14 protein-coding genes and 1 tRNA gene are annotated in these 19,039 nt (G+C 70.9%); 8 read left to right on the top strand and 7 right to left on the bottom strand.

Annotated features, from left to right (window positions below):
• The first annotated feature begins 139 nt into the window (after nt 1-139).
• The gene (locus AC1HIL_RS11720; RefSeq protein ID WP_057592322.1) at nt 140-610 is read left to right on the top strand and encodes a winged helix-turn-helix transcriptional regulator; all 471 of its coding nucleotides are present in this window, start codon (nt 140-142) and stop codon (nt 608-610) included.
• A gap of 12 nt (nt 611-622) precedes the next feature.
• Here AC1HIL_RS11720 and AC1HIL_RS11715 read toward each other — a convergent pair whose 3' ends face one another.
• The 5 genes from AC1HIL_RS11715 to AC1HIL_RS11695 form a co-directional block, all read right to left on the bottom strand.
• A complete protein-coding gene (locus tag AC1HIL_RS11715) occupies nt 623-2,983 on the bottom strand; it encodes a hypothetical protein (protein WP_479672756.1) in 2,361 nt (786 codons plus the stop codon).
• A gap of 20 nt (nt 2,984-3,003) precedes the next feature.
• Nucleotides 3,004-3,075, bottom strand: a tRNA-Thr gene (locus tag AC1HIL_RS11710).
• Between the two features lie 66 nt (nt 3,076-3,141).
• On the bottom strand, nt 3,142-4,422 hold the full coding sequence (locus AC1HIL_RS11705; RefSeq protein ID WP_479671855.1) for an AI-2E family transporter: 1,281 nt from the start codon (nt 4,420-4,422) through the stop codon (nt 3,142-3,144).
• Nucleotides 4,419-5,159 (bottom strand): LytR/AlgR family response regulator transcription factor, encoded by a 741-nt coding sequence (locus AC1HIL_RS11700; RefSeq protein ID WP_057592325.1) that lies wholly within the window; start codon nt 5,157-5,159, stop codon nt 4,419-4,421. The genes AC1HIL_RS11705 and AC1HIL_RS11700 overlap by 4 nt, the downstream gene beginning before the upstream one ends.
• A 28-nt stretch (nt 5,160-5,187) precedes the next feature.
• Nucleotides 5,188-6,252, bottom strand: a complete 1,065-nt coding sequence (locus tag AC1HIL_RS11695; RefSeq protein ID WP_479671854.1) for a sensor histidine kinase — start codon at nt 6,250-6,252, stop codon at nt 5,188-5,190.
• A gap of 50 nt (nt 6,253-6,302) precedes the next feature.
• On the opposite strand from AC1HIL_RS11695, the gene argH reads away from it, so the two are divergent.
• The 5 genes from argH (at nt 6,303) to AC1HIL_RS11670 (ending at nt 15,274) form a co-directional block, all read left to right on the top strand.
• Nucleotides 6,303-7,700 carry an argininosuccinate lyase gene (argH, locus tag AC1HIL_RS11690; protein WP_093348594.1) on the top strand — a complete coding sequence of 466 codons (1,398 nt, stop codon included), beginning with the start codon at nt 6,303-6,305 and terminating at the stop codon, nt 7,698-7,700.
• 33 nt (nt 7,701-7,733) lie between these two features.
• A complete protein-coding gene (locus AC1HIL_RS11685; RefSeq protein ID WP_479671853.1) occupies nt 7,734-9,218 on the top strand; it encodes a rhomboid family intramembrane serine protease in 1,485 nt (494 codons plus the stop codon).
• 189 nt (nt 9,219-9,407) lie between these two features.
• A complete protein-coding gene (locus tag AC1HIL_RS11680; RefSeq protein WP_057592329.1) occupies nt 9,408-10,646 on the top strand; it encodes an efflux RND transporter periplasmic adaptor subunit in 1,239 nt (412 codons plus the stop codon).
• A 9-nt stretch (nt 10,647-10,655) separates the two neighbouring features.
• Nucleotides 10,656-13,829, top strand: a complete 3,174-nt coding sequence (locus tag AC1HIL_RS11675; protein WP_422097827.1) for an efflux RND transporter permease subunit — start codon at nt 10,656-10,658, stop codon at nt 13,827-13,829.
• The gene (locus AC1HIL_RS11670; RefSeq protein WP_479671852.1) at nt 13,829-15,274 is read left to right on the top strand and encodes an efflux transporter outer membrane subunit; all 1,446 of its coding nucleotides are present in this window, start codon (nt 13,829-13,831) and stop codon (nt 15,272-15,274) included. The genes AC1HIL_RS11675 and AC1HIL_RS11670 overlap by 1 nt, the downstream gene beginning before the upstream one ends.
• A gap of 6 nt (nt 15,275-15,280) precedes the next feature.
• Here the strand turns inward: AC1HIL_RS11670 and AC1HIL_RS11665 are convergent, their stop codons facing one another.
• Both AC1HIL_RS11665 and AC1HIL_RS11660 read right to left on the bottom strand, forming a co-directional pair.
• Complete coding sequence (locus tag AC1HIL_RS11665; RefSeq protein WP_261208773.1) at nt 15,281-16,615, bottom strand: hypothetical protein; 1,335 nt, start codon at nt 16,613-16,615, stop codon at nt 15,281-15,283.
• 279 nt (nt 16,616-16,894) lie between these two features.
• Complete coding sequence (locus AC1HIL_RS11660; protein WP_057597844.1) at nt 16,895-17,452, bottom strand: DUF3455 domain-containing protein; 558 nt, start codon at nt 17,450-17,452, stop codon at nt 16,895-16,897.
• Between the two features lie 198 nt (nt 17,453-17,650).
• Between AC1HIL_RS11660 and AC1HIL_RS11655 the strand changes: the two genes are divergently transcribed.
• Together AC1HIL_RS11655 and AC1HIL_RS11650 are read left to right on the top strand one after the other, a co-directional pair.
• Complete coding sequence (locus AC1HIL_RS11655) at nt 17,651-18,226, top strand: RNA polymerase sigma factor (protein WP_296730687.1); 576 nt, start codon at nt 17,651-17,653, stop codon at nt 18,224-18,226.
• Between the two features lie 22 nt (nt 18,227-18,248).
• The gene (locus AC1HIL_RS11650) at nt 18,249-19,007 is read left to right on the top strand and encodes an anti-sigma factor (protein ID WP_057597842.1); all 759 of its coding nucleotides are present in this window, start codon (nt 18,249-18,251) and stop codon (nt 19,005-19,007) included.
• The last annotated feature ends 32 nt before the right edge of the window (nt 19,008-19,039 follow it).

Genomic DNA, 19,039 nt, shown 5'->3' with positions numbered 1-19,039 from the left:
ATCGTAGGCAGATCGGTTTTTATTTGCAACCTGATGGGCCGACCAGCCCCACCGCGCCGCAAGGTCTTGCGGCAGCGCGCATGCGGCCAGCGCCGAAATGGTTTAATCCTGCAACCACATCCACCCGCAACGCATCGCCATGGCCCGCCGCAAAAGCCTCAAGGAAGACGCCTGTCCCATGGCGCGCACGCTCGACATCCTCGGCGACCGCTGGTCGCTGCTGATCGTGCGCGACGCCTTCGACGGCATGAAGCGCTTCGGCGAGTTCCAGCAGAGCCTGGGCGTGGCGAAGAACATCCTCGCGGACCGGCTCAAGAACCTGGTGAACGAAGGCGTGCTGAGCCAGGCGCCGGCCTCCGACGGCTCGCTCTACCAGGAGTACCTGCTGACGCCAAGGGGCGAGGGGCTTTTCCCGGTCGTGGTGGGGCTGCGCCACTGGGGCGAGCAGCACCTCTATGCCAAGGGCGAGCCGCACTCGGTGCTGGTCGAGCGCGAGAGCGGCAAGCCGGTGAAGCGCATCGATCTGCGCACGCACGACGGGAAGCCGCTGGCGCCGGCGGCGACCTTCGTCAAGAAGCTGCAACCGAAGGCCGCGCGCGGCACCGCCTAGGCGGCATCCGTGTCAGCGGCCGGGGTTGTCGTCCTGCATCAGCCAATGCGTTCCTTCGGTCCATCCCATGAAAGGCTGGACGCGCGGGTCCTCCGTGGTGGCGGCGGCCACCAATCCGGAAAGGATCGGCTCGAAGCGGCGCTTGAAGGCCTTCGCCTGCCCGCCCAGGCACGCCCGTGACCAGCCCAGGAACTCGATGACTTCGTCGTCGCGGCACTGCGAGAGGAAGAAGACCATCTGGCGCCAGGCATAGGCCGAGCCCTTGATCCGGATCAGGCTCGCATGCCGGTCCGCCGCGGGCAGTTGGAGCTGCGCGCAGATCCATTCGAAGCATCGGCGTGCCATCGCGGGCAATTGCGCGGCAAGGCTTTCGCGCAGGCCCGACCCGGCAAGCAGGGGCGCCAGGTTGTGGGTGGTCAGCACCTGCACCTGCTCGATCACCATGCCGTTGCGCACCACGTTCCGCGCCGGCCACTCGATGCCCGCGCGCGACGCGCCCAGGCGGGCCAGGACATCGACCGCGTCCTTCGCCCCTCGCTTGGATGCGGCGTCCTGCGGCGCGCGCAGCGCCCGCAACACCGGGCCGTCGATGCCGTAGTAGCGGGCATAGAGGCTGCCCTCCACGACATCCGCGGCCAGCCTGGCGGCCTCGAGGAACTTCGGCGAGAACCGACCCATGAAGATGTCGGCCGCGATCTCCTCGACGAATGGCAGTGGCAGCCCGGCCATCTCGGCCAGGGCCCCCAGCTCCTGCAGCAGCTTGTTCGGCAGGATCGCCTGCGGGAACGACGTCAGGGCCAGGCGCGCGATCTCGGTCAGCGCCTGCCGCGCCGCCTCGCGCGAGGCCGAACCCGGCGCGCGGAAACGCGCGGTCGCGGCCACCCAGGGCAGTTCCGCCAGCTGCACCTGTCGTTCCAGATTCAGCAGCAGCAGCGAGCGCCGACGGCGAAACGCCTGGTCGATGGCGGCCTGGAGCCGCCGCAGCGCCGGGTCGGCGATATCGGCGGCGCGCAGCGCGGCGGTCCATCGAGGCAGCACGCGGGCCAGCGCCTCGCCCGAGGGAATCGCGCCGCGCTCGACGAGCTCGCCGGCGGTTCCCTCGAGGGCGCGCGCAAGCTTGCGGCGAACCGAGTGCGGAATGGTCGTTCCTTCGCGGATGCCGCTCGCCGCGGCCTCCGATGCATCGACAGGGGCCAGAAAGGGCTCGATGTCGTCGAGCCCCGCTTCGGGCGGCACAGCCTCGAGCCGGTGCGCAACCTGGCGGCCGATCTGCTCGAAGGGAGGCGCGCCCGCTTCGTCGCGCTGGCGTTGCCTGAACGTCAGGCGTTCGGCAGCGCCGGGCAGGCCGTGTGTCGCGCGGTAGCGCGCGAGAACGAGTCGCAGCCGCCCCACCTCCCTACCGCTCAAGGCCGCGGGCTTCTCGACGCAGCGCCGCAACCCTTCGCGAAGCGTGAAGAAACTGTCACCTTCGCGCTCCGGCCGCCCGCATCGCGCGTGCAGCGCGCGTGCCTGCCGGTACTGGTCGAGCAGCATCGCGGCGCGCTCGTGCCAGCCTTCGGGATAGTGGGCACAGGGCCAGCCTCCGGACACGACGAAACTGTTCGCCTCGCCGCGCTGCCAGGCGCCATCGGCGGTGCGCAGCGCGATGGGGGCATCGCCCCGCACGGTCTCGAACAGCAGCGCCGCCATGCGGTCATGCAGCGGAGCCCAGACCTCGACGGCTTCCTTCTGCGCCAGGATCGCCGCGTTCGGCTTCACCGCGCGCAAGCGCTGCATCACGGTGGCGACATCGTCGACCCACAGGAGCGTGCCCTGCGTGCGCGCCTCGGCCAGCTCGACCGGGTAGAAGCGCAGCCGCGAGAACCAGGGCGCGATCGCCTCCACCAGTTCCCAGGCCTGCTCCACATGGCCAGCGCGCAGCAGCCATGCCACCGCGAGCAGGGCGCCCTCCTCGGGCACCGCGACCTCGAAGCGTCCCGCATCGAGCAGCAGCCCGAGCCGCTCGAGGCCCGCGTCCGTGAGAAAGAAGCTGTTCAGTGCCCCTCGTGCATCGGCCTCGGGCACGCCCGGCGCGAGTTCGTCGCGCAACGTGCGTTCATGCGCCTGGAACGCCCCGCCCGCCAGCAGCGCGCCGGTCGCGAACCCGCCGGTCGCCACCTCGGGCGTGACCCAGGCGGGCATGTCCTTGAGCGGCGTGCGCGAGCCCGTGGCGATCGCGCCGCCGCGCTGCCCCTCGATCACGGCAGTCCACTGCCGCACGCGCTTCGCGGCGTTGCGGCGCACCGTCTCGTCGGCATGCTCGGTCGCGGCCAGCGCGCGGGCCAGCTGGAAAGCCGAGTAACCGCCGGCCGCCAGGGACGGATCGTCTTCCATGGTCATGCGAAATGAGTGGGGTCCGGGGGCTGGGGTTGAACCAGCGCCTTCTCGGTTACAAGCCGAGCGTTCTGCCACTGAACTACCCCGGAACAGAAACGATGAAGATCAGGTGTCCGGCTCTTGTATCACAGGGCCTCGACGGCCTTGCCCGCGGCCTACTCGCCCAGCAATTCGCCGATCGGCTGCAGGTCCTCGACCCGGTCGCAGATGGCCTTGATCACCATCGTGATCGGGATGCCCAGCAGCAGCCCCCAGACGCCCCAGAGCCAGCCCCAGAAGATCACGCCGACGAACACCGCGACCGGGTTCATGCGGCTGGTGCGGCTGGTGAGCCAGGGCATCAGCAGGTTGCCGACCAGGGTGTGGATCAGCAGCGAGGTGCCGGCCACCAGGATGCCCATCTCGAGGCTGTTGAACTGCAGGAAGGCCACGAGCCCCGCGGCCGAGAGCACGATCACCGAGCCGATGTAGGGAATGAGGTTGGTGACGCCGGCCACGATGCCCCAGACAGCCGCGTTCTGCAGCCCGATGGCCCAGAAGGCCAGGCCGGTGGCCACGCCCACGAGCACGCTGGTGAAGATCTGCACCAGCAGGTAGCGCTCGATGTTGCGCGTGATGTCGTCGAGCACGTGCACGGTGATCTTCTTCTTCTCGAGGCTGGAGCCCGAGATCTTGATCAGCTTGCGCCGGAAGGTGGAGCCCGAACAGAGCGCGAAGTAGGTGAGGAAGGCCACCAGCGTGAGCTGCCCGGCCGCGCCGAGCAGGCCGACGGTGCCGGTCCAGAGGTAGTCGCGCACGTTGAACGGCGGCCGCTCGATCACCACGCGCGCGACGCCGCGGCGTGCCAGCGCGCGCGAGTTCTCCTCGGCCGCGCGCTCGAGCTGCGAGGCCGCCTGCTGCACGCTGTCGAGCGTGCCGCCGGTGCTCTTGTCGGTGCGCGTGGCCTGGCGCAGCTTCTGCGCGGCGGCCGGCAGCGAATCGAGCAGCGCCGAGGCGCTGCCCGAGAGCGAATAGCCGGTCCAGCCGATGGCGCCGCTGAGCCCGAGCAGGATGACGGCCGCGCCGATCCAGCGCGGCAGCCGCCAGCGCTCGAGTCGGTCGACCAGCGGCGACAGCGCATAGCTCAGCAGCAGGCTCAGCATCAGCGGGATGAACACCGACTGCGCCCACTGCAGCGCGAACACGCTGGCCAGCACCGCGAGCACCACCAGCGAGAAGCTGCGCACGTCGACCGGCACGCGCAGCACCGGCAGGTCGCGCTCGGCATCGGCCTCGGATTTCGGCGCGGGCGGCGGCTCGGGACGCAGCGCGGGCGCGGGCGAAGCCGCGGCCACCACGGGCTCCTCGGGCCGCGGCGCAAGGTCGGGCGCGGGCACCTCCTCCGGCGCGGCCGGCGGCCGCGGGGCGTCGTCGTCCTCGCGCGCCTTGTCGTTCATCGTGCGTCCTTGATGACTTCGCGCACCGCCGCCAGTTGCCGGCGCGACACCGCGACCAGCTCGGGCACGGTCGACAGGCGCAGCGCCCAGCCCTCGGCGTCCTCGCCGTCGTCGTAGCGCTCGAGCGCGCGGATCGCGCTGCGCGCCACCAGCGCGTTGCGGTGCACGCGCAGGAAACGCTGGGGATAGCGCTCCTCGAAATCGTTGAGCGAGCCGTCGAGGATGTGGCTGCGCGCGGCCGTGCGCACCGTGAGGTACTTGTACTCGGACTTCAGGTAGACGATCTCCGCCAGCGGCACGCGCTCGGCGCGGCCGCGGTCCTGGATCAGCACGCTCTCCTGCGCCACCTTGTCGCTGGCGCGCTCCTTGAGGTAGCGCTCGGCCTTCTGCAGCGCCTGCTGCAGCCGCTCGGCGCGCACGGGCTTGGTGAGGTAGTCGACCGCGTCGAGCTCGAAGGCGGTGACGGCATGCGCCGCATGAGCGGTCACGAACACCACGGCCGGCGCGTCGGCGCGCTCGCGCAGCGCACGCGCCACCTCGATGCCGTCGATGCCGGGCATGTGCACGTCGAGCAGCACCACGTCGAGCTTCATCGACGCCAGCTGCGCCTGCGCCTCGGCGCCCTGCGCGGCCTCGGCCACCACCTCGGCCGCGGGCGCGCTGCAGTCGCGCAGCAGCGTGCGCAGTCGCGAGCGGGCCAGCGCTTCATCGTCGACGATCAATGTCCTCAGGCTCATTCATGTCCCCCCACGCAATGGCATGCGTTCATGATTCGGCGGGTATCGCGATGCGCACCCGGTAGCTCTTCTGGTCCATGCCGGCGCTGAACTGCATGCGCATGTCGTGCAGCAGCCGCAGCCGGTCCCTCACGTTCGCCAGCGCGATGCCGTGGCCGCGCGGCAGCGGTTCGTCGGCCCAGCGCAGCGGCGGCAGGCTGTTGACCACCTCGATCACCACCATCGAGCCGCGCCGCTCGGTGCGGATGCGCAGCCTGGCACCGTCCGGGCTCGGCTCCACGCCGTGCTTGATCGCATTCTCGACCAGGGGCTGCAGCAAGAGCGGCGGCAGCCGCGCGTCGCTGGCCGCGGCATCGAGGTCCCAGCGGATGCGCAGCCGCTCGCCGAAGCGCACCTGCTCGATCGCGAGGTAGCGCTCGGCCAGCGCGATCTCGTCGGCCAGGGTGCCCGATTCGCCGGGATCGGCCAGCGCCTGGCGGAACAGTTCGCTCAGGTCCTCCAGCATGGTCTCGGCCTTGGCGGGCTCCTCGCGCACCAGCGCGATGGCGCTGTTGAGCGTGTTGAACAGGAAGTGCGGCCGGATCCGAGACTGCAGCTCCTCGAGCCGCGCCGTGGTGGCGGCCGGTGTCTGGCCGCGCGCGCGCAGCACCATCGCCGCCATCACCATGCCCGCGAAGAAGGCCCCGGCCAGCGCGCTCGCGAACCAGGGCGCGCTGCCCAGCACGCCCGTGAGCCGCAGCAGCCCGCAGCCGTAGAGCGCCGAGATGGCGCCCAGCACCGCGCCCACCGCGTACTGCCACGGCACCGGCAGCCGCCGCAGCGGCTTCTTGAGCCCGCAGGCCGCGACCAGCCACAGCAGGGTGGCCGGCAGCGCGCCGCCCGTGACGGTGGCGGCCTGCACCAGCCACTCGCCGGGCGAGCCCGAGACGAACATCGCGGCCACACCCACCACCGCCTCGACGAAGACCACGGTGCGCAGCACCACGCCGATCTGGCAGGCGTCGAACAGCACGGCCTGCGCGCGCGCGGACGGGCGCGTGCGGTCGGAGGACGCGGCGGATGGGGTGGCCGATAAAATCGCCGGCTTGCGCATTCGCAGATACATTGGGTAACCAGCCCATTATTGCCTCCCGAACGGCTCCCATGACCCAAAACCAACTCGACAAGAAATCCGAAGCCTGGTCCGCCCTGTTCTCGGAACCCATGAGCGACCTCGTGAAGCGCTACACCGCCAGCGTCTTCTTCGACAAGCGCCTGTGGCAGGCCGACATCGAAGGCTCGCTCGCCCATGCCGGCATGCTGGCCGCGCAAGGCATCATCACCATGCAGGACCACGCCGAGATCGAGCGTGGGATGGCGCAGATCCGCGCCGAGATCGAATCCGGCGCCTTCGAGTGGAAGCTCGACCTGGAAGACGTGCACCTGAACATCGAGGCCCGCCTGACCCAGCTCGTGGGCGACGCCGGCAAGCGCCTGCACACCGGCCGCAGCCGCAACGACCAGGTCGCGACCGACGTGCGCCTGTGGCTGCGCGGCGAGATCGACCTGATCGCCGAGCTGCTGGTCACCCTGCAGAAGTCGCTGGTCGACATCGCCGAGAAGAACGTCGAGGTGATCCTGCCGGGCTTCACCCACCTGCAGGTGGCGCAGCCCGTGAGCTTCGGCCACCACATGCTGGCCTACGTCGAGATGTTCAGCCGCGACGCCGAGCGCCTGGCCGACGTGCGCCGCCGCGTCAACCGCCTGCCGCTGGGCGCCGCCGCGCTGGCCGGCACCAGCTACCCGCTCGACCGCGAGCTGGTCGCCAGGACGCTGAACATGGAAGGCGTGTGCCAGAACAGCCTGGACGCCGTGAGCGACCGCGACTTCGCGATCGAGTTCAGCGCCGCCGCCAGCCTGTGCATGGTGCACATCAGCCGCATGAGCGAGGAGCTGATCCTCTGGATGAGCCAGAACTTCGCCTTCATCCAGATCGCCGACCGCTTCACCACGGGCTCGTCGATCATGCCGCAGAAGAAGAACCCCGACGTGCCCGAGCTGGCGCGCGGCAAGACCGGCCGCGTGGTCGGCCACCTGATGGCGCTGATCACGCTGATGAAGGGCCAGCCGCTGGCCTACAACAAGGACAACCAGGAAGACAAGGAGCCGCTGTTCGACACCGTCGACACGCTCAAGGACACGCTGCGCATCTTCGCCGAGATGATCGGCGGCATCACGGTCAAACCCGAGGCGATGGAACTGGCCGCGCTGCGCGGCTACGCCACCGCCACCGACCTGGCCGACTACCTGGTGAAGAAGGGCCTGCCGTTTCGCGACGCGCACGAGATCGTGGCCCACGCGGTCAAGGCCGCGACCTCGCACAAGGTCGACCTGGCCGAGCTGCCGCTGGCGGTGCTGCAGCAGTTCAACCCGAAGATCGAGAAGGACGTGTACGACGTGCTGAGCCTGCGCGGCTCGCTCAACGCACGCAACATCCTCGGCGGCACGGCGCCCGCGCAGGTCAAGGCGCAGATCGCGCGCCACCGCGCCCGCCTCGGCTGACCGCACCGGCCCTCGGCACCGCGGGGCCCCGCCATGTTCTACGCCATCCCGCTCGAGAACCGCCCGAGCTGGCGCAACCCGCCGTGGATGACGGTGCTGCTGATCCTCGTGAACATGCTGGTGTTCTGGGGCCCGCAGCGCAGCGAGGAGAACGCGCAGGAGCGCGCCGCGCGCTACTACGCGAAGAGTTCGCTGCCGGCGCTCGAGCTGCCGGCCTTCGTCGACTGGCTCGAGCGCACCCGGTCGCCGCGCGCCGAGGCCGCGCGGCAGCTGCTCGAGCGCAAGCGCACCGACGAGCTGCTCGAGGGCCTGCAGCACGAGCGCGTCTTCCTGCGCCAGCTGCGCGCCGACGAGGTGATCACGCCCGCGCATCCGCGCTTCGACGAATGGAAGCGCGACCGCCGGGAGTTCGATGCCCAGTGGCCCGCGCCCTTCACCGAGCGCTGGGCGCAGGACTACGCGAAGGACGCCGAGTTCAAGCCCTGGACCTGGATCACGACCGCCTTCCTGCACGGCAGCACCGGCCACCTGCTGGGCAACATGCTGTTCCTGTTCCTGTTCGGCTTCTCGGTCGAACTGGCGCTCGGACGCACCACCTTCCTGAGCTTCTACCTGCTGGGCGCCGTCGGCGCCTCGGCGCTGGCCGACTGGGCCTATGCGGGCAAGGGCAACTACGGCCTCGGCGCCTCGGGCGCGGTGTCGGCGCTGATGGGCATGTATGCCGTGATGTACCGGCTGCGGCGCATCCGTTTCTTCTACCAGCTGTTCTTCTACTTCAACTACGTCACGGCGCCGGCCCTGCTGCTGCTGCCGGCCTGGATCGCGAACGAGCTGCTGCAGCACCTGGTGGGCGGCCAGGGCATCGCCTACATGGCGCACCTGGGCGGGCTGCTCAGCGGCGCGGCACTGATGACGCTCGCGCTGGCGCTCGGGCGCGTGAAGGCGCCCGAGGCGCTGGCGACCGAGCGCGGCCGTGATGGGGACGGCGACGGCGAGTTCCAGCGCCGCGTCGCCAACGCGCGGCGGTTCGGCGCGGCGATGAAGTTCGAGTCGGCCAGCGTCGAATGGCGCGCCGCCGCGGCGCTGCGCCCGAACGACGCCGACACCTTGCGCGCCTGGTTCAACACCGCGCGGCTGCAGCCGGCCGGCGACGACTTCCATGCCGCGGCGCGGCGCATCTTCCGCCTGAACGCCACCGACCCCGACACGCTCGCGCTGCAGCATGCGAGCTTCACCACCTACCTCGACCAGGCGAAGCCCGGCGTGCGCCTCAAGCCCGACGACATGGCGCGGCTCGCGCGCCGCTTCGTGCGCATCCGCCAGTTCGAGGACGCGCGCCGGCTCTGCACCATCCTGCTGAAGACCGCGCCCGACCATCCCGAGCTGGCCGACACGCTGTCGGTGTGCGCCAACGGCCTGCTGCACGCGGGCGAGCGCGACAAGGCCGTGGGCCTGCTGCCGCACCTGCTGCGGCTCGCGCCCGACGACATGGTCACGCGCGCGCTTCAACGCGCATGAAGCGCGCCCGAAGGCGCCCCAAGTACATCTAACTTTGCATTCCGGCAAAGCGTCTGTCACAGGACTTTGTCAATCTTTGGCACTGGACTTGCAGGGCCTCTCTGTAAAGCTCGCCTCCGGCCTCCCGCCGCATTGAACTCGGGAGCGCCCGTTCGCTCCATTTGGGGCCTTCGTCACTTCCCCCTGCCCATGCCCGATCACCTACGCCGTCCCTTCCCGCTGCCCATCGCAGCCCTCGCGCTGGCCGCCGCCATCACGCTCGCCGGCTGCTCGCGCAACGAGGCCGCCGCACCAAAGCCGGCGGCGGCCGCGGCGCCCGAACGGGAAGTCGGCACCGTCACGCTCAAGCACGAGACGCTGGCACTGAGCACCGAGCTGCCGGGCCGCACCGCGGCCCCCGTCATCGCCGAGATCCGGCCGCAGGTCGGCGGCATCCTCAAGGAGCGGCTGTTCACCGAAGGCTCGCAGGTCAAGGCCGGCCAGGTGCTCTACCAGCTCGACCCGGCCTCGCTGCAGGCGGCCCATGCCAGCGCGCAGGCCAGCGTGCGCAAGGCCGAGTCGGCGCTCGCCACCGCGCGCACCGTGGCGCGCCGCAATGCCGAGCTGGTGAAGATCGACGCCATCAGCCGCCAGGTGTTCGACGAATCGCAGGCCGCCGAGCAGCAGGCCGAGGCCGACCTCGGCGTGGCACGCGCGGCCGAGCAGACCGCGCGCATCCAGCTCGGCTACACCCGCATCACCTCGCCGATCAGCGGCTGGGCCGAGCTCTCGAGCGTCACGCCGGGCGCGCTGGTCACGGCCAACCAGGCCACCGCGATGACCACGGTGCAGCAGCTCGACCCGATCCACGTGCACGTCACCCAGTCGAGCAGCGAGCTGCTGCGCCTGAAGCGCGAGCTCGCCAGCGGCCGGCTGCAGCGCGCCAGCGATGCCGAGGCGCGCATCCAGCTGGTGCTCGAGGACGGCAGCAAGTACCCGCACCCCGGTCGCCTGACCTTCAGCGGCGTCACCGTCGATGCCGGCACCGGCAGCGTGACCCTGCGCGCGGTGGTGCCCAACCCCGACCGGCTGTTGATGCCCGGCATGTACGTGCGCGCCGTGCTGCAGGAGGGCGTGAACGCCGCCGCGCTGCTGGTGCCGCAGCAGGCCGTGACGCGCGCGCCCGACGGCAGCGCCTCGGCGCTGGTGATCGATGCCGAGAACAAGGTCGCGAAGCGCCCGATCCAGGTCGGCCGCGCGATCGGCACGCGCTGGCAGGTGCTCGAGGGCCTCGCCCCCGGCGACCGCGTGATGACCGAGGGCTCGCAGCGCGTGAAGGTCGGCGACAAGGTCAAGGTGGTCGACCTCGGCGCCCGCGCCGCGGCCGGCCCGGTGGCCGCCGTCGCGCCCGACGCGGCCGATGCCGCCACCGACCCCGTGGCGCGCTGAGGTCGGGCCATGGCGCAGTTCTTCATCGACCGACCCATCTTCGCGTGGGTGCTCTCCATCGTCGTCATGCTCGCGGGCCTGATGGCGATCCGCACGCTGCCACTCGAGCAGTACCCCGACATCGCGCCGCCGCGCGTGTCGATCAACGCCACCTACACCGGCGCCTCGGCCAAGACGGTCGAGGACTCGGTCACGCAGGTGATCGAGCAGCAGCTCAAGGGGCTGGACAACCTGCTGTACATGCAGTCGACCAGCAACTCCTCGGGCGTGGCCCGGCTGTCGCTGACCTTCAACCCCGGCACCAGCATCGACGTGGCGCAGATGCAGGTGCAGAACAAGCTGCAGCAGGCCATGTCGCGGCTGCCGCAGCAGGTGCAGAGCCGCGGCGTCACCGTCACCAAGGGCGGCAACGACTTCCTGATGATCGTCTCGATGTTCTCGGGCGACGGCAGCGCCTCGGCCGTGGACGTGGGCGACTACATCAGCAGCAACCTGGTCGACGTCATCAGCCGCATCGACGGCGTGGGCGAGGTCCAGACCCTGGGCACCGGCTACGCCATGCGGCTGTGGCTCGACCCCGACAAGCTGCGCAAGTACGCGCTGATGCCCTCGGACGTGAACGCCGCCATCACCGCGCAGAACGCGCAGGTGTCGGCCGGCCAGCTCGGCGCGCTGCCGGCGGCGGCGCAGCAGCAGCTCAACGCCACCATCACCGCGCGCAGCAAGCTGCAGACCGCGGAGCAGTTCGAGAACGTGGTGCTGCGCGTGACGCCCGACGGCGCCGTGGTGCGGCTGAAGGACGTGGCGCGCGTCGAGCTCGGCGCCGAGAACCTCACGGTGCGCTCGCAGCTCGACGGCCGGCCCGGTGCCGGCCTCGGCGTGGTGCTGGCCGACGGCGCCAACGCGGTGCAGGTGGCCGAGGCCGTGAAGGCCAAGGTCGAGGAGCTCAAGCCGCTGTTCCCGAACCAGCTGCAGACCTTCGTGAGCTACGACACCACGCCCTTCGTCAGCGCCTCGATCGACGAGGTGGTGAAGGCGCTGCTCGAGGCCATGCTGCTGGTGGTGCTGGTGATGTATGTGTTCCTGCAGAACTTCCGCGCCACGCTGATCCCCGCGATCGCGGTGCCGGTGGTGCTGCTGGGCACCTTCGGCGTGCTGTCGATGGCCGGCTACTCGATCAACACGCTCACCATGTTCGGCATGGTGCTGGCGATCGGCCTGCTGGTGGACGACGCCATCGTGGTGGTCGAGAACGTCGAGCGCGTGATGCACGAGGAAGGGCTCTCGCCGAAGGAGGCCACGCGCAAGTCAATGGCCGAGATCACGCCCGCGCTGGTGGGCATCGCGCTGGTGCTGTCGGCGGTGTTCGTGCCGATGGCCTTCTTCGGCGGCTCCACCGGCGTGATCTACCGCCAGTTCTCGATCACCATCGTCTCGGCGATGGCGCTGTCGGTGTTCGTGGCGCTCACGCTCACGCCCGCGCTGTGCGCCACGCTGCTCAAGCCGGTCGCCAAGGGCGGGCACGCGGCGCCGCGCGCCGGCCTGCTGGGCCGGGTCGACCGCTTCTTCGCGGCCTTCAACCGCGGCTTCGACCGCAACGCCGCGCGCTACGAGGGCGTGGTCGGCGGCATCGTGCGGCGCGGCAAGCGCAGCCTGGTGGTCTACCTGCTGATCGCGGGGGTGATGGCGCTGCTCTTCATGCGGCTGCCGACCTCCTTCCTGCCCGACGAGGACCAGGCCTTCCTGCAGGTGCAGGTGACGCTGCCGCCGGGCGCCTCGAACGCGCGGCTGCAGCCCGTGACGCAGCAGGTGCAGCAGTACTTCGCCAAGCAGCCCGAGGTGCTGAGCGTCAACGTCATCACCGGCCAGAACGGCGACCAGAGCTCGGCGCGCGCCTTCGTCAAGCTCAAGGACTGGGCCGAGCGCACCGGCAAGGGCCAGTCGGCGGCCGAACTCGCGCGCCGCGCCAACAAGGACCTGTCGACCGTGCGCGATGCGCGCATCTTCGTGCTGCTGCCGCCGGCCGTGCGCGGCCTGGGCGCCAATGCCGGCTTCAACTTCCACCTGAAGGACATCAACGGCCTGGGCCACGACGCGCTCGTGAAGGCGCGCGACCAGGCCATCGAGCTGCTGGGCCAGCGGCCCGAGGTGGCGAACGTGCGCAGCAACAACCTCGACGACACGCCCGAGTTCGCGGTCGACATCGACGATGCGCGCGCCGGCGCGCTGAGCCTGGCGACCGCCGACATCGACAGCACGCTGTCGAGCGCCATGGGCGGCACCTACATCAACGACTTCCTCGACAAGGGCCGCGTGAAGCGCGTCTACATGCAGGGCGACACCGACTTCCGCATGCTGCCCTCGGACATCGACCGCTGGAGCGTGCGCAACAGCCTGGGCCAGATGGTCTCGTTCCCGGCCTTCTCGAGCTCGCGCTGGAGCTACGGCTCGCCGCAGCTGCAGCGCTACAACGGCAGCCCGAGCTACGAGTTCGTGGGCGATGCCGCGCCGGGCGTGAGCTCGGGCGACGCGATGGCCGCGGTCGAGGAGGTGATGAAGCAGATGCCGCCGGGCATCGGCTACGAATGGACCGGCGCCTCGTTCCAGGAGCGGCTGTCGGGCGCGCAGGCGCCGCTGCTCTACGCGATCTCGATCCTGTTCGTGTTCCTGTGCCTTGCCGCGCTCTACGAGAGCTGGTCGGTGCCGTTCTCGGTGATCCTGGTGGTGCCGCTGGGCATCGTGGGCGCGCTGCTGTTCACCAGCCTGCGCGGCCTGAGCAACGACGTGTACTTCCAGGTCGGCCTGCTGACCACCGTGGGGCTGTCGTCGAAGAACGCGATCCTGATCGTGGAGTTCGCCAAGCAGCTGCAGGAACAGGGCAGGAGCGTGCTCGACGCCACGCTGCAGGCGGTGCGCCTGCGGCTGCGCCCGATCCTGATGACCTCGCTGGCCTTCGGCTTCGGCGTGCTGCCGCTGGCCATCGGCACCGGCGCCGGCGCGGGCGGCCGCCAGTCGATCGGCACCGCGGTGCTCGGCGGCATGGTGGTGGGCACCGCGCTCGGCATCTTCTTCGTGCCGCTGTTCTTCGCGCTGATCCGCGGCTGGCTCGCGGGGCGGCGCAAGGCGGCGCCGAAGGACGAGCCCCTCGCACCCGCGCAGACCGCCGGGCAAGGAGGCCACTGATGCGCCACGCCCTCCCCTTGCGTTCGCTGACGCTCGTCGCCGCCGCCGTGCTCGCGGGCTGCGTCAACCTCGCGCCCGACTACCAGGCGCCCGCGCTGCCGGTGCCGCAGACCCTGCCCTCGGCCAACGTCGAAGCCACCACGCCGCTCGACGCGGGCTGGCGCGACTTCTTCGTCGAGCCGAAGCTGCGCGCCGTCATCGAACTCGCGCTCGCCAACAACCGCGACCTGCGCGTGGCCGCGCTCAACATCGAGCGCGCGCGCGCCCAGTACGGCATCGCGCGCGCCGGGCTCTTTCCCACCATCGATGCCGGCGCCGGCGGCAGCCGCTCGCGCACGCCGGGCAGCCTCTCGACCGGCGGCGAGCCGCGCTACGCCACGCAGTACAGCGCCGACCTCGGCCTCACGAGCTACGAGATCGACCTGTTCGGCCGCGTGCGCAACCTGAGCGAGTCGGCGCTGCAGAGCTTCTTCCAGACCGAGGCCACGCAGCGCGGCACGCAGATCAGCCTGGTGGCCTCGGTCGCCACCGCCTGGCTGCAGCTCGCGGCCGACGAGCAGCGGCTGCAGCTCGCGCGCCACACGCTCGAGAGCCAGCGCCGTTCCTTCGACCTGATCCAGCGCGGCCATGGGCTGGGCGCGCAGTCGGGCCTCGCGCTCGCGCAGGCCCAGAGCACGGTCGACGCGGCGCGCGCCGACGCGGCCGCCTTCGACAGCCAGGTCGAGCAGGACCGCAATGCGCTCGCGCTGCTGGTCGGCGCCACGCCGCCGGCCGAGCTGCTGCCCACGCCGGCCGCGACCGACCCGAGCACGGCCACGGCCGCCACCGCCGAGCCCGCGCGCGCCGCGCGGCTGCTGGTGCCGCCGGCCGGCCTGCCCTCGAGCGTGCTGCAGCAGCGGCCCGACGTGCTCGCGGCCGAGCATGCGCTGCGCGCGAGCAACGCCGACATCGGTGCCGCGCGCGCCGCCTTCTTCCCGCGCATCGCGCTCACCGCCTCGGCGGGCACGGCCAGCAGCACGCTGTCGGGCCTGTTCGCCAGCGGCAGCAACGCCTGGAGCTTCGCGCCCTCGATCAGCGTGCCGATCTTCGACGGCGGCGCCAACCGCGCCAACCTGCGCGTGGCCGAGGCGCAGCAGAAGATCCAGCTCGCGAGCTACGAGAAGACGGTGCAGACCGCGTTCCGCGAAGTGGCCGATGCGCTGGCCGAGCGCCGCACGCTGGCCGAGCGACTGGACGCGCAGCGCTCGCTGCTCGACGCCACCTCGCGCAGCTTCTCGCTGTCGCAGTCGCTGTTCCGCAGCGGCGCCAGCAGCTACCTCGACGTGCTCGATGCGCAGCGCGCCTACTACGCCGCGCAGCAGACGCTGATCGGCCTGCAGCTCACCGAGCAGACCAACCGGCTCACGATCTACAAGGTGCTGGGCGGGGGCTGGAAGGAGAGCTGAGGCCGCTCAGGCCGACGCCGCCACGCCCGGCGCCGGCCGCAGCAGCCAGCGCACCTCCTGCGTCTGCTCGCTGTCCGGGTAGCGGTTCTCGAGCGTGGTCAGGATCGGTTGCGCCATGTCCGAACGGCCCAGCCCCTGCACCAGCACGCGCGCGGCCAGCTCGTAGGCCTGCGGGATCGCGGCATGGCCGCGGAAGCGCCGGTCGAAGCCCGCGAGCAGCGCCAGCGTGCCGTGGGCATCGCCGCCGCGCCATTCGGCGCGCGCCATCGCGATCACCATCGCGGGGTCCTCGAGCGCGAAGGCCTTGTCCTTCTCGCGGCAGGCCTTGAACACCCTGAGCGCCTCGGACGCGAGGTCGCGTCGCATCAGCAGCGGGATGAAGCGGCGCGCCTGGTCGAGCATCGCGTCCTTCTTGTCGGGCACGAGCGCCAGCACGCGGTGGTAGCGGCGCTGCGCCGCGAGGTCGTCCGAAGGCGCGGTGCGCTGCGCCTCGTAGGCGAGGCCGAGCGCGGCCGCGAGGTCGCCCTCGGTGATGCACTGCGCGACCTCGGCGTCGAGGCGCTGCGCCGCGATCTGCTCGGGCGTGCGGCGGTCCACCGGCGCGCCGTCGTCCACGCCGCCGCCGGGCAGCAGGTCGATGCCCAGTGCCGCATGGTGCTGGTACATCACGTAGCCCAGCAGGCTGGCCATCACCCAGCCGAAGTAGATGAAGGCGAAGTTGATGATCGGCAGCGCGATGCGCCCGTCGATCACCGGCAGCAGCATGGCGATCGCGATCTGCGCGCCGGTGCTCAGCAGGAACAGGAAGAAGCACAGCAGCGCATAGGGCCAGCCGATGATGCGCATCGTCTCCCACACGTAGCCGGGGTTCATCGCCTGGAAGAAGCTGCACGACTGCACCAGCACGATCACCGCGGCCGGAAAGGTGAAGGACATGACGAACACGCCGACCGTGGCGAGCATCGGATCGAGCCTGGCCAGCGCGCCGATCGCGATGCCCTGCACCAGCGAGATCGCGAACAGCTTCCACGGCAGGTTGACCCACTCGTCGTCGAGCGTGCGCGGGAAGTCGGCCGAGCGCCAGATGCCGCGCGAGCCCAGCGCCACCACCTTGAAGCCGTAGCGGCTCGCGGCCAGCACGATGCCCAGCTCGATCAGAAGGATCGCGAGCACGTCGGGCAGGAAGAACACCGCCTCGAACAGCAGGCTGCACAGCGCGAGCGCCAGCCCGTACATGAGCGGGCGCATCTGGAAGGGAAAGGCGAAGAAGCTGTTGAGGCGGTGCCAGAACGGCGGTGGCGCGGGCGGCTCGTCGTCGAGCCGGCGGTCATGGGCCCTCATGGCGCGGCCCCCGCTGTCCGGGCCTCGCAGCGGCGGGCCATCGGCGCACGCGCGCGCCCGCCGATGAAGCCATGGCACGCGCCCACGCGGCGCGCGATCACGATCGCGATGTTCCTCATGCTCCACCCCGCGCGCCTCGGCGCTCCCGCTGCTGTTCTATGTGCGGGGCAGTATACGTTCGCAAATGTTTCCAACGCCCACCCAAATGGGTGGTTCGCGCGCGCAAAAGCCACCGGAAGCCGGGGGCACGCCCCGGTCTTCGCGATGGCGGCGCGAGGCTCAGCCCGCGCGGTAGAAGATGTAGTCGGCCTGGTACTTGACGACCTGTTTCTGGCCCATGTTCGAGGCGCCGCAGGCCGCGGCCGGCGCGACGCCGCCCTGGGTCGCCACGCGCTGGATGTAGCTCACGTTCTGCATCGCGCCGGCGCCCGTGGCCGGATTGGCCTTCACGAGCTGGTGCGGGATGTTGCCGCTGCCGTTCGGAGCAACCGCGACCTGCGTGGCCGTGACCTTCGAACCGTCGGCGCTTTCCCAGGTGGCCGGCGGACCGTAGTACTTGCCGACCTGCTTGCCGCCGCGATCCCAGAGCTTGGCATCGGGGCCGACGAAGAACCATTCGTACTGGCCGGCGGCATTGGCCTTGACCCGGCATTCGTAGGTGATATCGCCGGTGCCCACGGTTTCCATGGCCACCTTGTGGCCGGCCGGCACCTTCACCGCGTCGGGCAGGGAGGCCTGCGAGAACGTCGCGGCGGGCTTGGCGCCCATGCCGGAGCAGGCGGCGAGCCCGACCACGGCCAGCGCGGCGGCCAGGGCGTTCAGGGTGCGGATATGCATGATCGTTTCCTTTTTCAGATCGGCTTCGGGAGAGGTGAAAGAAGAAGCGGTCCGTTGTTGTCGTACGTTTCGACGGCCTCCTGCCCCTGTACGCGCGCGACGGCCGAACGGATTCAGCACGCGCGCAAGGCCGGTTGAATCCGGCGCCGCCGCGCGGCCGTATTCCAGGGATGCAAAGCGATGCCCCACAATCGGCGAATGACCGCACCCAGCCCCGACGCCGAGCTGATGGCGCTGATCGACCGGATCGGCCATCGCGACGAAGCCGCCCTGCGCATCCTGTACGACCGGACCGCCCCGAAGCTCATGGGCCTCGCGATGCGCGTGGTCCGGCAGCGCGAATGGGCCGAGGACGTACTGCAGGAGAGCTTTCTCACCGTCTGGCGCGTGGCCGGCGACTACCGCGCCAGCCTGAGCCCGCCGCTGGCCTGGCTCGGGCTGATCGTGCGCAGCCGCGCGCTCGACCTGCTGCGCCGCCGCACCGCCGACCGGGCCCAGCTCACGCAGGAATTCGACGAGCTGATGGCCGACACGCTCGAATCGGAGGCACCGAACCCGGCCGACACGGCCGATGCCAGCGAGCAGGCCTGGGCGCTGCACCAGTGCCTGAGCCAGCTCGAGGGCCGGCAGCGCGAGGTGGTCAGCCTGGCCTACCTGCGCGAGCTCAGCCATGGCGAACTGGCCGACCAGCTCAAGCTGCCGCTGGGCACGGTCAAGACCTGGATCCGGCGCGGCCTGGAGAAACTGCGCGTCTGCATGGGACGCTTCGCGTAGGCGCAGAGAAAGTAGCCCCGCCATGAAACTCACCGCCCATCCCGAACTGCTGGAGCTGCTGGCCGCGAGCCACGCGCTCGGCACCCTGCGTGGCGGCGCGCGCCGCCGCTTCGAGACCCTCGCGCGCGAACAGGCGCCGGTGCGCGCCGCCGCGCTGGTCTGGCAGGGCCGACTGGCCAGCATGACCGAGCTGCAGAGCCCGGTCGTGCCCGACCCGGCCGTCTGGACCCGCATCCGCAACATGATCGACGCCGAGCAGGCACAGCTCGCGCTGGCGCGCCAGCGCGAGGCGGCCGCGGCGGCCCAGCAGCGCAAGCCCGCGGGCGGCTGGCTCGGCAGCCTCGCGCTGTGGCGCGGCGCGACCGCGGCCGGCGCGCTGGCCACGGTGCTCGCGGTCACGGTCGGCCTGAACCTGCGCGACCAGCTGCAGAACGCGCCCGCGGTGCAGTACGTGGCCGTGCTGTCCGACGACAAGGACGCGGCCTCGATGCTCGTGACCTTCGATCCGAAGAAACGCCAGCTGGTGCTGCAGCGCGTGGGCGGCTTCAGCGAAGGCGCCGACAAGTCGCTGCAGCTGTGGGCCCTGCCCCCGGGCGGCGCGCCGCGCTCGCTGGGCGTGCTCGACCGCGCGCCGGGCCTGCGGCTGCCGGCCAGCGAAGCCGACGTGCGCGCCGTGCCCACGCTCGCGATCAGCCTCGAGCCCAAGGGCGGCGTACCGAGCGAAGGCGGGCCGACCGGCCCGGTGCTCTTCAAGGGTGCACTGATCGAGAAGACAATCTGAGGCCTGGCGGGTGCCGTGCGCGGCGCCCGTTG

It is taken from the genome of Variovorax sp. ISS6 (genome assembly GCF_056523145.1).
The sequence above is the reverse complement of the archived record's forward strand: the minus strand, read 5'-3'. Positions and strand labels throughout refer to the sequence as shown.